This is a genomic window from Candidatus Njordibacter sp. Uisw_056 (genome assembly GCF_047730085.1).
Lineage (GTDB): Bacteria > Pseudomonadota > Gammaproteobacteria > Pseudomonadales > Balneatricaceae > Njordibacter.
In genome coordinates, this window is record NZ_CP159830.1 from 504,084 (window position 1) to 517,438 (window position 13,355).

Sequence of the window (13,355 nt, forward strand, 5' to 3'; positions counted from 1 at the left end):
GAGTACCTTCGGTAGCATCAATACCCCTGAGGCCAGATGGTTAATGACTTGGATTATCATCCATTAATTGGGCTATTGAGCAATTAAGCGCTGTAGCAATACGGTCAATCGTTATCAAAGTTGGACTTGTTTGCCCTCTTTCAATTTCACCCATGTGGGACCTATTTACACCGGATATACTTGCAAGCTCTTCTTGTGAAAAGTTTAAAGCCTTTCTCGCTTCGCGAACTCTTCCGCCAAACCTTTCCGATAAATTCACTCGCCCTTCCTTGGAATAAACTCATATATTTTGTTAATCTTATACGTATTAGATTTTACTATACACTGGTTATAGGCGGTTTTTTTATGTAAAAGGCTCAATTTTTATGGCGCAGCCTTGATTTAGATAATAACATTATGCTGAATTTTGATAACTTTATTGAAGAAAGATGGTTATTTTAGATAAAATTAGGAAGTGTTCCCATTATTATTAAAGGCAATAGATGCATGCACTTTTTTTTGGCTGCAACTCACCTAACTTCCTGCCCAAGTTTGGCGTTTTTGCCTTGTTGCTCTTGGAATTTCTAAATCACATCACTTTATAAACTAGTTTAAGCCTACGCTTAGCCTAAGGTCATTTTATTCCAGTGTAATTACAAACTTTGCTCACCCATTATGTTAGAATCTGCACACCATTTTTATTGTCAAACTCATCATATCAATCTCAGTTTGCTCAGAGTGGTTAAGGTTTTATATGTTTCGACCAACTTAGTATAAATTTAAAATAAATACATATAAATCAACGTTTTGTATAAATTTTAAAGCTGAGTAGCAGTGAAGTGCTTTTGGAATCTATTGAGACTCAATAATGCAGGCTAATACTCATAACGTAACCTTTTCAGACCAAGACTTCATGGCGCAGGCTATAGAGCTTGCAGCCCAAGCTGCACAAATAGGTGAAGTGCCTGTTGGAGCCTTGGTAGTGCATGAAGGTGAAATTATTGGCAAGGGGTATAATCAAACTATTAGTGCACACGACCCTTGTGCACATGCCGAGATCATAGCTTTGCGCCAAGCAGCCCAAGTTATTGGCAATTATCGCCTTAGTGGTTGCAATCTCTACGTTACATTAGAACCCTGCACTATGTGTGTGGGTGCTATTATTCATGCGCGTATTCAGCGGCTTATTTACGCCGCTACTGAACCCAAGGCTGGCGCTGTTGTGAGTCAATTACAGTTGCTGTCCCTTGCCCATTATAATCACATAGTACAGGTTGAATCAGGCATTATGGCTGATGAATCTAGTGCCATGCTGAGCAGTTTTTTTAAACAGCGACGCTTGTATCATAAAGCTAACAAAACCGCTGAAGCTGGTTCTAATTCCATTATAGATCAACCCAAAGATGCAGTTCTTTAGAGGCCTACCATGTTAACTCTTCGCGGCGCACCAGCCTTGTCCAACTTCCGTAACCAGCGCCTACTTTCTCGCCTACAAAGCGAATTGCCAAGTATTAAAACGGTCTATGCCGAGTTTATGCACTTTGTATTGGTAGATGGTGACTTGGCCCATGCTGATGCAGATAAGCTCGATAAAGTGTTGCGTTATGGTCCCAATGTGGCCGTCCAAAATGTGAGTGATAATCTGGTGTTGGTGATTCCCCGCTTAGGCACCATTTCACCCTGGTCTAGCAAGGCAACAGACATTGCCCATAACTGTGGCTTAAAGCAGGTAAAGCGCATTGAACGTGGTACAGCTTTTTATCTCACAGCCACTGACCCTATGTCGGCTATAGAATACGCGCTGGCCGCCACAATATTGCATGATCGCATGGTAGAGCAAACGTTAACTTCACTGGATCAGGCACAAGCTTTGTTTGTGCAAACTGAACCCGTCCCTCTGGAACGAATCGATGTTCTTCAAGGAGGTCGTGATGCGCTGGTTACTGCTAATATTAATTTAGGTATGGCTCTGGCTGATGATGAAATTGACTACCTTGTCGACGCTTTTGTTGAGATAGGCCGCAATCCTACAGACGTGGAACTGATGATGTTTGCCCAAGCAAACTCGGAGCACTGTCGCCATAAAATATTCAACGCTAGCTGGTCTATCGATGGTGAAGATCAAAGCTTGTCATTATTCAAAATGATTAAGAACACCAATGAACTCAATGGTGATGGTGTATTGTCTGCCTACATAGACAATGCGTCAGTTATTAAAGGCCACAAAGCAGGTCGCTTCTTCCCACAACCAGAAGACCAGCAATACGCTTACCACCAAGAGGATATTCATTTATTGATGAAGGTAGAAACTCACAATCATCCTACGGCCATTGCCCCATTCGCTGGAGCAGCTACAGGCTCTGGTGGAGAGATTCGTGACGAAGGTGCAACAGGAAAAGGTTCTAAGCCTAAGGCTGGCCTTACAGGGTATAGTGTATCCAACTTGCGCATTCCAGGTTTTGAACAGGTTTGGGAAGTGGATTATGGCAAACCAGCCCGTATTGTTTCTGCTTTAGATATTATGTTGGAAGGGCCTATTGGTGGGGCTTCTTTTAATAATGAATTTGGTCGCCCTGCGCTCAATGGTTATTTCCGCACTTACGAAGCCCAAGTTAAAGGTGTCAATGGGCCAGAAGTTCGCGGTTATCATAAACCTATTATGATTGCCGGTGGCATGGGCAATATTCGCGCCAACCATGTAGAAAAAGGTGAAGTAGGCGTAGGTGATAAGTTGATCTGCTTAGGAGGCCCAGCTATGCAAATTGGCTTGGGTGGCGGTGCTGCATCCTCTATGGACTCTGGCGCTAGTGCTGAAAGCTTAGACTTTGCTTCAGTGCAAAGAGATAACCCAGAGCTAGAACGTCGCTGTCAGGAAGTGATCGACCGCTGCTGGCAGATGGGTGACCATAACCCCATTAGTTTTATTCATGATGTTGGGGCAGGTGGATTATCCAATGCCTTTCCTGAGTTAGTTAAAGATGGTGGCCGTGGTGGCGCGTTTCACATACGTGATATCAACAACGATGAGCCGGGAATGTCTCCTCTTGCTATTTGGTGTAACGAAGCGCAGGAACGTTATGTGTTGGCCGTGGCACCAGAAAATATGAACACCTTTACTGCTCTTTGTACGCGAGAACGTTGCCCCTATGCAATTGTTGGCGAAGCCACAGAAGAACATCACTTATCTTTGAGTGATACACAGTTTGATGATCAGCCTGTTGATCTACCGATGTCGGTGTTGTTCGGTAAACCACCTAAAATGCATCGCGACGTTAAACGTCAAGAAGTTGAATTGCCAGCACTAGACCTGTCTAACATAGAATTAAGTGAGGCAGCAGAGCGCATATTGAATTTGCCTACAGTAGCAAGTAAAGGCTTTTTGATCACCATAGGTGACCGTTCTATTACTGGCATGGTAGCCCGTGAGCAGATGGTGGGCCCATGGCAAGTACCCGTAGCCAATTGTGCTGTAACCACTACAGCATTAGATTCCACGACGGGGGAAGCCATGGCGATGGGTGAGCGCACACCCTTGGCGTTAATCGATGGGCCAGCTTCGGGTCGCATGGCCATTGGTGAAACCATTACTAACATGGCGTGTGCTCAAATTGAACAGATGAGTGATATACGCCTGTCTGCCAACTGGATGTCGCCAGCAGGTTACGCCGGTGAAGATGCAATCTTATATGACACGGTAAAAGCGGTGGGAATGGAGCTATGCCCAGCGCTTGGGATTTCAGTGCCAGTAGGTAAAGATTCCATGTCCATGCGCACAGTATGGCAGGATGGTGATATTGATAAGAGTGTCACGTCACCAGTTTCATTGGTCATTACGGGTTTCGCACCGGTGGCTGACGTACGCAAAACACTCACACCACAATTAGTTACGGATGCCTTTGAAACCTCACTTATTTTGGTAGATTTAGGCAACGGGAAAAATCGTTTAGGGGGTTCATGCTTGGCCCAAGTCTATAGTCAGTTAGGTGACACTACCCCCGATTTAGACGATGCTGAAGATTTATTAGGCTTATTTAGTGCAGTGCAAGGCTTAAACGAGGATGGCTTATTATTAGCCTACCATGACCGCTCTGATGGAGGTGTGTACACCACCTTAGTGGAGATGTCCTTAGCTGGGCACGTTGGTATTGATATTGAATGTGCAGAAATGATCAGCGACGCTGATGACTTGTTGACGTGGCTATTTAACGAAGAACTTGGTGTAGTCCTGCAAGTGAAGAACCAAGACTGTGCTGAGGTCCTGCGTCAGCTTAGCTCATGCGGTTTAGCAGAGCAGAGTCGCGTGATTGGAAGCCTGAATAATGACGACCAAATTCGCTTCACCCTAGAAGGTGAAGAAGTATTGGTTGATTCAAGAACACAAGTGCATCGTGCATGGGCGCAAACCAGTTATCGTCTGCAATCTATGCGGGATAACGCACATTGTGCTCAACAAGAGTACGATGCATTGTTAGATGCTAATAATCCAGGTATTAACTCAGTGCTTACCTTTGACAGTGAGGAAAATATTGCCGCTGACTTGATTGCTAGTGGCCAACGTCCCCGTGTAGCCATACTCCGAGAGCAAGGCGTGAACGGGCAGCTAGAAATGGCTGCAGCTTTTGTTAAAGCAGGGTTTGACTGTGTTGATGTGCACATGAGTGACATTCTTGAAGGCCGCCGTGCGCTGAGTGAATTTAAAGGTTTAGTTGCCTGCGGCGGTTTCTCTTATGGAGACGTTTTAGGCGCTGGTGAGGGCTGGGCAAAGTCCATTTTGTTTAACCCGTTAGCAAGGCAGGAACTTAGTCAATTCTTTCAACGTGAAGACAGCTTCGCTCTGGGTGTATGCAATGGCTGCCAGATGTTATCTAACTTATCCGAATTAATCCCTGGTAGTGATCACTGGCCTCATTTTGTACGCAACCAATCGGAGCAGTTTGAAGGCAGAACGGCACTGGTTCAGGTGCAAGAGAACGACTCTATCTTTTTACAGGGCATGGTCGGCTCTCACATGCCTATTGCCATCGCTCATGGTGAAGGCCACGCAGAATTTGCCACTAATGAGCAACGCCAAGCCTGTGAAAGCAAAGTAGCGCTGCGGTTTGTAGATGGGTATGGAAAAGTGACGCAAAACTACCCCGACAACCCTAATGGTTCAGTCAATGGTATCACGGGTCTAACTGCGGCTAATGGTCGTGTTACCATCATGATGCCGCACCCAGAGCGAGTGTATCGTAGCTGCACTAATTCGTCAGTAGACAGTGCTTGGGGTGAAGATGGGCCGTGGATGAGGATGTTCCGCAATGCCCGTGTGTGGGTAGGTTAGAGCGACTAGTGCGCCTTGGCATTTGAACGTAAATATTGAGTAATAACGATGGCCTTACAATACGAAATTATTCCAGTTACTCCGTTTCAACAAAACTGTAGTTTAGTTTGGTGTGATGTAACCATGGAGGCTGCGCTGGTAGATCCCGGTGGTGAATTGCCGCGCCTGTTAGGCAGAGTTTCAGCCCATGGTGTGCAACTTAAGCAAATCCTATTGACCCACGCTCACATTGATCATGCCGGTGCAGCAGGACAATTATCGGAAGATAAACATTTGCCTATTATTGGACCCCATGAAGGGGATCAGTTTTGGATTGATGGCTTAGCTGACCAAAGCCGTATGTTCCAATTTCCCGAGGCTAAATCTTTTGTGCCAACTCGCTGGCTACATCAGGGTGATCAAGTCCACGTGGGTAATGAAACCTTAAATGTATTGCATTGTCCTGGCCACACGCCTGGTCATGTTGTATTTCACCACCAAGGTCAGGGTTTGTTATTTGTGGGGGACGTGTTGTTTCAAGGTTCAATAGGGCGCACAGACTTCCCTCAAGGTGACCATGCAACACTAATTAATGCGATCAAAACAAAATTGCTAGTGCTCCAAGACACAGTAAAATTTGTCCCAGGTCATGGGCCAATGTCAACTATTGGCTCTGAGCGTCGAAGTAACCCTCACCTGCAGGGCTAGTTAAAAATCAATATGGTGAAGTTGTTTAACCCCTTGTTTTCGATCTTCAAAAAAGCGTTTTAATGTTTGGGTAACGGTGCCAAATGCCATGTTATCCCAAGGGATGTCTGCTTCATCGTAAAGCTCTACCTCTAAACTCTCTGGGCCAGACCCATACTCGGCTACAGTCATCTGTGCTAAGTAATATATATGCACTTGATTGCCTTTAGATAGGTTGCATACGCTAAATAAGCGTCCTATTTTAGGGGTTGCATAGGCCTCTTCATAGGTTTCCCTTAGAGCCGCTTGCTCTGTTGTTTCGCCATTTTCCATGAACCCAGCAGGTAATGTCCAATAGCCTAGCCGAGGCTCTATAGCACGTTTACATAGCAATACCTTTTCGCCAAATACAGGGATGCAGCCAGCTATAATGCGAGGGTTCTCGTAGAAAATAAATTCGCATTTATCACATACATAGCGATGGCGGTTGTCACCCTGAGGAATAATAAAGCTCACTAGAGCACTACAATGGCTGCAATATTTCATGGTATGTTGTAGATCCCTGACTTAAATGGTTTGTTTATTGTAAGATAAACGCACGTCACTATAAACAAGGAATTGTAGATCCAACCCAATGTATCAGTTTATTGCCCAAAAATTAGCACAACACCGGCCTAGATTACTTACCGCCGAGCTACAAACACCTGCTGCTGTATTGCTAGCGATCACTGATGACAAGGACAACCCGCAGGTCATATTAACGCGGCGAGCCGAGCATATGCCTACTCATAAAGGTCAGATTGCTTTTCCAGGTGGTAAGGCAGAGCATGAAGATGCAGACCTGATAGCCACAGCGCTCAGAGAAGCCCATGAAGAAGTTGCACTGCAGCCAGACTCGGTGAAGGTGGTGGGGCAGATGGGACAGGTGCTTTCACGCCAAGGGTTTTTAGTGACACCCGTTGTAGGCGTTGTGCCCGCTTCAGTGGTTAGCCAACTGGTACCAAATTTGGGTGAATTAGATCGAATATTCACCGTGCCTTTGAGCTTTTTTATTGATACTAACCCGGTGATGGACGCTCTGCCAATCGTTGCCGGTGTTAAGCAGGTGCCTAGTTTCTATTATGATGAGTATCGAATATGGGGAATGACTGCTTTTATTCTGGCTGAATTTGTTAATTTGGTTTACGATGCGCGCATTGATCTTTACGGTCACCCCGTAACCCAGCCCAAGGATGTTTGATTGTGTCAGGAAAACCTATTGCCTCACCCTGCGTTAATGTCTGTTATCTTGATGATAACGACATCTGTCAGGGCTGTTATCGTTCTGGGGAAGAGATTACCGCTTGGATGCGGTTGGACAACGAAGGCCGTGAGCAGGTGCTAACCAAGGTGCGAGAACGCGAACTGGCTAGCCCCTTTGTCACTATCGTTAGTGTTTAATGCACCTCTTCTGCAGATGTCTGAACTCGCTGTAAACGCACAGTCTTAATAAAGTTGCCGCTAATCTGTACTGTTTCTAGCTGGTACTCACCTATCTTTAAGCAGACGTTAAACTGAGGGATTTCCTCAAGCCTTTCTGTGATTAAACCATTAAGCGTCTTGGGCCCATCAATGGGTAAAGCCCAGGTCAGCGCTTTGTTGATGTCGCGCACGGTTGTGGTACCGTCAATAAAAAATGAGCCATCCTCTTGTGGATGAATATCTTCATTTTCATGGTCTTGCTCTTCAGCCATGTCGCCAACAATTTCTTCTAAAATATCTTCTAAGGTCGTTAAGCCTTGGATATCACCATATTCATCTACGACCAAAGCCACCCAAGATTTACGCTTTTGAAAGTTTAACAGTTGGGTATTTAAGGGCGTACTTTCGGGCACAAAATAAGGCTCTCTAGCCAGTGCCAAAAACTCTTCCTTAGTCGGATTTTCTGCATGAATAAGAGGCAATATTTGCCTTACGTGTACAATACCCACCACATTATTTAGTTCTTCTTGGTACAAAGGTAACCGGGTATGTGGGCTCTGACTGAGGGTGTTCAAGATGGTTTTAATATCGTCATCAACGTCAATGCCAACAATTTCGTTTCGAGGAATCATAATATCTTCCACGGTAACTGTGTCCAGATCCAAGATACTCAATAACATAGATTGGTTTCGGCGCGGAATAAGTGCCCCCGCCTCATGCACAATAGTGCGCAACTCTTCAGAACTAAGGTGGTCGCTAGCTTTTGCGGCTGCATTAAACCCAAGCATGCGCAGTAGCCCATTACAAATGGTATTGACCACCCACACAAAGGGGTACAATAACTTAAGCAAAGGCGAGAGAATTAAAGAGGCCGGAAAGGCTACCTGTTCAGGCTTAATAGCGGCCACCGTCTTTGGTGTCACCTCGGCAAAGATTAGGATCACCAAGGTAAGCATTGCCGTGGCTACGGCAACACCCGCATCACCCATGAGACGAAGTGCTATCATCGTCGCAATCGCAGACGCCAAAATGTTGACAAAATTGTTACCTATGAGAATAACGCCAATAAGCCGGTCTGGCCGGTCTAGCAGTTTACTCGCGCGCATAGCACCGCGGTGTTTTTGCTTAACCAAATGGCGCAGGCGATAACGGTTCAAAGACATCATGCCAGTTTCGGCGCTGGAAAAAAATGCCGACAATAAAATAAGGAATACCAAGCTAGTGAATAAATAGCTTAAGGGAATTTCACTCAAGGCGGGTTTAACCTCGTATCAGATATGGCCCTCAATTCTTATGCCTGAGACGCCTCCTGTCAAGTGTTGAGGCGCTATAACAGGAATTCTAGAACTAATTTAGTGCCCAAAAATGCAACAGCTAAATTAGCAAAGCCCCAAAGGGTCCAGCGTATCGCTGTGCGCCCCCGCCAGCCTAATCGGTAATGGCCTATCAAAAGAATAGTAAAAATGACCCAGGCTACAAGGCTTAAGATAGTTTTGTGAACCACATGTTGAGCCCATAAGTCGTCTAAAAACACGAACCCTGTCAGTAAAGCGATGCTCAAGAAAATTTGACCTGCTGCCAGCACTTCAAATAACAGGCTTTCCATCGTTTGTAAGGGCGGTAAACTTTTAACCAAGCGTGATGATTGGTGGTGTTTAAGGTGGCGATTTTGATAAATGAGCAACACAGACTGACAGGCAGCAACAGCAAAAAGAGCATAGCTCAATATTGAGGTGATTATATGTAGTAGAATGCCAGAAGAAAACTGACGGCCTTCAAATTTAGGTATGCTAAACATATCTACCATAATAGCTAAGGCCGCAATCGGCGCAGTAAAGACTAGCAAGCTAGACACTGGGTTACGTAAACTACTGAGTAGAATAACCCCAATCACTGCCCATGCTGTCAACGATAAGGTGGCACCCAAATCCAATAAAAGACCGGCTTTGGTAAATAGATGCAGGTATAGGTGAAAACCTTGCAGTACCCATGCCACAAAACTTAGGGTGTAGCCCCTTTTAAACACTGGCTTTGAGGGGGCATTACTTTGAGCCCAAGCACTGGATAAGTAGAAGATTACTGCGCTCAGGCCAACTATTAAAGAAATCATGGTGATTATTTTTGTCTAATTAGTTCCCCCATCATAATCAAGCACAGCAGCTATGCCTAGGCTTGATGTTAAAAAAGACTAAAACTAAGCGCCAAATAGCCTTAGCGGGGGTATACTAGGGACCATCATTTGGTGTTTTACAGAGACTTATATGTTCGATAATTTAACTGATCGCTTAGGCAAAACGTTACAGCACATCCGTGGCCAAGCGCGCCTAACAGAAGATAATATTAAAGGCACCTTGCGTGAAGTTCGCATGGCGCTATTAGAAGCTGACGTCGCCTTACCGGTGGTTAAAGCATTTATTGAGCAAGTTAAAGTCCGTGCTGTAGGCACAGAAGTTAGTCGCAGCTTAAGCCCAGGCCAAGTGTTTGTAAAAATCGTCCAGCAAGAGCTGGAATCGATTATGGGCACCGCCAACGAAGATCTTAACTTGGCGGTTCAGCCGCCTGCTGTGATCCTTATGGCAGGCCTTCAAGGCGCAGGTAAAACGACTTCTGCTGCCAAGCTGGCTAAATTCCTTATCGAAAAGAAAAAGAAATCTGTCATGTTGGTGAGTGTGGACGTTTATCGCCCAGCAGCCATCAAACAGTTACAGATGCTTTGTGAAGAAGTGGGGGCTCACTTCTTTCCAAGTACTGTTATGGAAAAACCTGTAGCGATTGCGCAAAAAGCGATTAGTCACGCAAGGCAACAGCATTATGATGTAGTGATTGTTGATACAGCAGGCCGCTTGCACGTTGATACAGATATGATGGACGAAGTGAAAGCGCTTCATGCCACCTTAGAGCCTGTGGAAACCCTCTTTGTGGTTGATGCCATGACGGGCCAAGATGCAGCAAATACAGCCAAATCCTTCAACGAAGCATTGCCTCTAACGGGTGTAGTGCTTAGTAAAACAGACGGTGATGCCCGCGGTGGCGCGGCACTTTCGGTGCGCCACATTACCGGTAAGCCAATTAAGTTTTTAGGTGTTGGCGAGAAGGTAGAAGCCCTGGAACCTTTTCACCCAGACCGTATCGCGTCACGAATTTTGGGGATGGGTGACGTACTGTCTCTCATTGAAGAAGTAGAGCAAAAAGTAGACAAGGTTAAGGCAGAGAAACTTGCTAAAAAGATCAAAAAAGGCAAAGGTTTCGATTTAGAAGATTTCCGAGACCAGTTGCAACAAATGAAAAATATGGGTGGCATGGCAGGAATGCTAGATAAAATGCCGGGCATGGGTGGTATGGCCCAAGCTGCTTCAAGTGCAGGAACAGAAAAGAACTTTGACCAAATGGAATCAATCATCAATTCTATGACACCAAAGGAACGCGCAGTGCCAGACACGCTAAACGGGTCACGTAAGCGCAGGATTGCGACAGGTTCTGGTACACAAATTCAAGACATTAACCGTTTAATTAAACAGCATAAGCAAATGGCTAAGATGATGAAGAAAATGTCGGGTAAAGGCGGTATGCAAAAGATGATGCGTGGCCTGCAAGGCCAGATGCCCCCTAGCATGGGTGGTGGGGCTGGAGCTGGGGCAATGCCTCCAGGAATGCCACCCGGGATGCCTGGAGGCTTGCCCGGATTAGGTGGTGGTTTTCCTTTTGGTAAGAAATAACAAAGGCAAGATAGCCATTCAATATAATTGAAACTTAAGGCTTTTATTTCCCAAAAGGTTAGGGTAATATACGCGCTCTCTGCGGAGAGGTGGGTGAGTGGCTTAAACCAGTTCCCTGCTAAGGAACCGTACCTAATACTGGTACCGAGGGTTCGAATCCCTCCCTCTCCGCCATTTTTTGAGCGCCCGTAGCTCAGCTGGATAGAGTACTCGGCTACGAACCGAGCGGTCAGAGGTTCGAATCCTCTCGGGCGCGCCATTTTAGAGTTGGCTTCCATTATCAAAATGGATCCAAATGTAGATTTAAATGTTGCAAAGACTAGGCTTACCCAAGGGTAGGTCTTTTTTTTGTCTAAGTTTTTTCATCTTATCCGCGCTATGTTTTATAGTCTAGAGTGGGCGACAAGCATTTTGATCTCATCAGCATCACATACTTACTGTTTAGGTAAGCATTGCTGCTCACCATTATGACGCGATTTAGCCTCATAAATTGACGGTTATATGCCAAGGAGGCGCAGGTGTTAAATTCGTTTCATCATGTAGCAATAATTTGTTCTGATTATGAAAAATCAAAGTATTTTTATACGGCTATTCTAGGGATGGAAATTATTGCAGAAAATTATAGACCAAGCCGGCGCTCCTATAAACTAGATTTAAAGCTGCCAAGTGGCGAACAAATTGAATTATTTTCGTTTCCTAAATCACCCAAAAGACCAAGTTTTCCTGAAGCTTTAGGTTTAAGACATTTAGCTTTTTCGGTTGACTCAGTCGACTTGATGTCAGACTATTTAATATCAAAAAATATTGCTGTAGAACCCATTCGTGTGGATGAATACACGAATAAAAAGTTCACTTTTTTTAATGACCCTGACGGGTTACCATTAGAGATATACGAGCAATTTTGCATGCAGTAGTGCATTACAAACGCAAAGCCCGTTGCACATTCACTAGTCGCCTTTTTGTTATGCTTAGTTTTTGATGGTTAGGTTAATCTTCTTTGACCATCTGCTGATTAACCTGTGCCAAGGTGCCGGCAGGGGGCGGGCTATCTAATAATGCCACTGGTACGGTACTGCGCAACTGATTGTGAAAGGCGGCTGTACCTACCTCTAAATCCGACATTATTGCCCCATTATAGGCACTTGAGCGCATTCCTTCTGCGGACCATTTTAAGAGCTGCACATCTTCCTGACCCACAATGATGTTAATTTGGCGATTGTATTCACGTGCGCTTTTCATCTCAGGTCGGTCATCTGTAAGCGCGTAGCTGCGCCCTGCCATGGCACTTTTTTGAAAGCTGATTGGGTAGGAGTGATAAATTTCAATCTGATCTGGAAAGAGAGTGATAACGAAGCCTGGAAATGCGGACCAGTATATCCATTCCCGTTGATGCGTAGCAGGTAGGTAGCTCTTTTGTGGCAGCGTATTAACATAATCTTGGTTTAGTTGAGACTTATGTTTGCCTGCATCAATATTGCCATATGAACGACTCACTTCATCGTTTAAAACCTGATCGTAATAACTTCTGCCCAGTAAGTCGTATAAATCTTTATGCCCCATTGGAACATGGTAACCCTCAGTATCAATGTCGACTATTGATTTCCAGTCACAGTTAAATTCTGTCGTCCAAGGCTCAACAAGTGGCTGCATATCTTCAATTTTGTAGAGCGAAATTTCTTCCTCGGCGTCTTTAAGTGTTTCTGCAACACTAGGGCCACTTCCAAAAAATCGAATAAAGATCATACCGTGCCATATTTCGCATTCAATTGGCTTTAACCCCAAAGCAGACTTATCAATGGCAGGAAATGTCTCGGCACGAGGAATATTTTTTAAGCGCCCATCAAGGTGATAAGACCAGCCATGGAAAGGGCACACTAATGCGTTTCTGCAATGTCCTTTATCGTCGGCAACAACACGTGATGCACGATGGTTGCACACATTATGAAAAGCACGAACAACACCATCTTCGCCACGAATAATGATCGCACGCTCATGAGCTAACTCCATACACTGATAATCTCCAACCTCGGAAATTTCAGAGACATGGCCGGCCCATAACCAAGTCTTCAAGAAAATACTATTTATTTCTAGATCAGTTAGTTCTGCATTATTATACGTCCATGCAGGCAAGCCTTGGCGGCTATTGCTGGCTTGTGCATACACAGTGTCTGGACTCATAAAATTCATGCTTACATCTCCAAAAATAAACT

At 45.0% G+C, this 13,355-nt stretch carries 12 protein-coding genes and 2 tRNA genes; 9 read left to right on the forward strand and 5 right to left on the reverse strand.

Annotated features, from left to right (window positions below; genetic code table 11):
- Nucleotides 1–40: 40 nt before the first annotated feature.
- The gene (locus tag ABXT60_RS02495) at nt 41–259 is read right to left on the reverse strand and encodes a helix-turn-helix domain-containing protein (protein ID WP_443631197.1); all 219 of its coding nucleotides are present in this window, start codon (nt 257–259) and stop codon (nt 41–43) included.
- A 588-nt stretch (nt 260–847) separates the two neighbouring features.
- Here ABXT60_RS02495 and tadA point away from each other — a divergent pair.
- From tadA to ABXT60_RS02510, 3 genes are read left to right on the forward strand one after another with little or no spacing between them, the layout of a single operon-like run.
- Nucleotides 848–1,396, forward strand: a complete 549-nt coding sequence (tadA, locus tag ABXT60_RS02500; RefSeq protein WP_443631198.1) for a tRNA adenosine(34) deaminase TadA — start codon at nt 848–850, stop codon at nt 1,394–1,396.
- Between the two features lie 9 nt (nt 1,397–1,405).
- Complete coding sequence (gene purL, locus ABXT60_RS02505; RefSeq protein ID WP_443631199.1) at nt 1,406–5,302, forward strand: phosphoribosylformylglycinamidine synthase; 3,897 nt, start codon at nt 1,406–1,408, stop codon at nt 5,300–5,302.
- Between the two features lie 48 nt (nt 5,303–5,350).
- Entirely contained in the window at nt 5,351–5,989 is a 639-nt protein-coding gene (locus tag ABXT60_RS02510; protein WP_443631200.1) for an MBL fold metallo-hydrolase, read from the forward strand.
- On the opposite strand, the gene ABXT60_RS02515 is transcribed toward ABXT60_RS02510, so the two are convergent.
- A complete protein-coding gene (locus ABXT60_RS02515; RefSeq protein ID WP_443631201.1) occupies nt 5,990–6,514 on the reverse strand; it encodes an NUDIX hydrolase in 525 nt (174 codons plus the stop codon). It abuts the gene before it with no gap.
- 88 nt (nt 6,515–6,602) lie between these two features.
- Here ABXT60_RS02515 and ABXT60_RS02520 point away from each other — a divergent pair, with 88 nt between their 5' ends.
- Together ABXT60_RS02520 and ABXT60_RS02525 are read left to right on the forward strand one after the other, a co-directional pair.
- Nucleotides 6,603–7,208: a CoA pyrophosphatase gene (locus ABXT60_RS02520; protein WP_443631202.1), complete on the forward strand. Its 606-nt coding sequence runs from the start codon at nt 6,603–6,605 to the stop codon at nt 7,206–7,208.
- 2 nt (nt 7,209–7,210) lie between these two features.
- Nucleotides 7,211–7,408: a DUF1289 domain-containing protein gene (locus ABXT60_RS02525; RefSeq protein ID WP_443631203.1), complete on the forward strand. Its 198-nt coding sequence runs from the start codon at nt 7,211–7,213 to the stop codon at nt 7,406–7,408.
- Here the strand turns inward: ABXT60_RS02525 and ABXT60_RS02530 are convergent.
- Nucleotides 7,405–8,682 (reverse strand): HlyC/CorC family transporter, encoded by a 1,278-nt coding sequence (locus ABXT60_RS02530; protein WP_443631204.1) that lies wholly within the window; start codon nt 8,680–8,682, stop codon nt 7,405–7,407. The two genes, ABXT60_RS02525 and ABXT60_RS02530, sit on opposite strands and share 4 nt — an antisense overlap.
- Nucleotides 8,683–8,756: 74 nt before the next feature.
- Nucleotides 8,757–9,539: a cytochrome C assembly family protein gene (locus ABXT60_RS02535; RefSeq protein WP_443631205.1), complete on the reverse strand. Its 783-nt coding sequence runs from the start codon at nt 9,537–9,539 to the stop codon at nt 8,757–8,759.
- A 151-nt stretch (nt 9,540–9,690) separates the two neighbouring features.
- Between ABXT60_RS02535 and ffh the strand changes: the two genes are divergently transcribed.
- The 4 genes from ffh (at nt 9,691) to gloA2 (ending at nt 12,059) form a co-directional block, all read left to right on the forward strand.
- Complete coding sequence (gene ffh / locus ABXT60_RS02540; RefSeq protein WP_443631206.1) at nt 9,691–11,145, forward strand: signal recognition particle protein; 1,455 nt, start codon at nt 9,691–9,693, stop codon at nt 11,143–11,145.
- A gap of 83 nt (nt 11,146–11,228) precedes the next feature.
- Nucleotides 11,229–11,319: transfer RNA gene (locus ABXT60_RS02545), tRNA-Ser, on the forward strand.
- A gap of 8 nt (nt 11,320–11,327) precedes the next feature.
- Nucleotides 11,328–11,404, forward strand: a tRNA-Arg gene (locus ABXT60_RS02550).
- A gap of 259 nt (nt 11,405–11,663) precedes the next feature.
- Nucleotides 11,664–12,059, forward strand: coding sequence for an SMU1112c/YaeR family gloxylase I-like metalloprotein (gene gloA2 / locus ABXT60_RS02555; RefSeq protein WP_443631207.1), 396 nt, complete (start codon nt 11,664–11,666; stop codon nt 12,057–12,059).
- A 73-nt stretch (nt 12,060–12,132) separates the two neighbouring features.
- Here the strand turns inward: gloA2 and ABXT60_RS02560 are convergent, their stop codons facing one another.
- On the reverse strand, nt 12,133–13,332 hold the full coding sequence (locus ABXT60_RS02560; RefSeq protein WP_443631208.1) for an aromatic ring-hydroxylating oxygenase subunit alpha: 1,200 nt from the start codon (nt 13,330–13,332) through the stop codon (nt 12,133–12,135).
- Between the last annotated feature and the right edge of the window lie 23 nt (nt 13,333–13,355).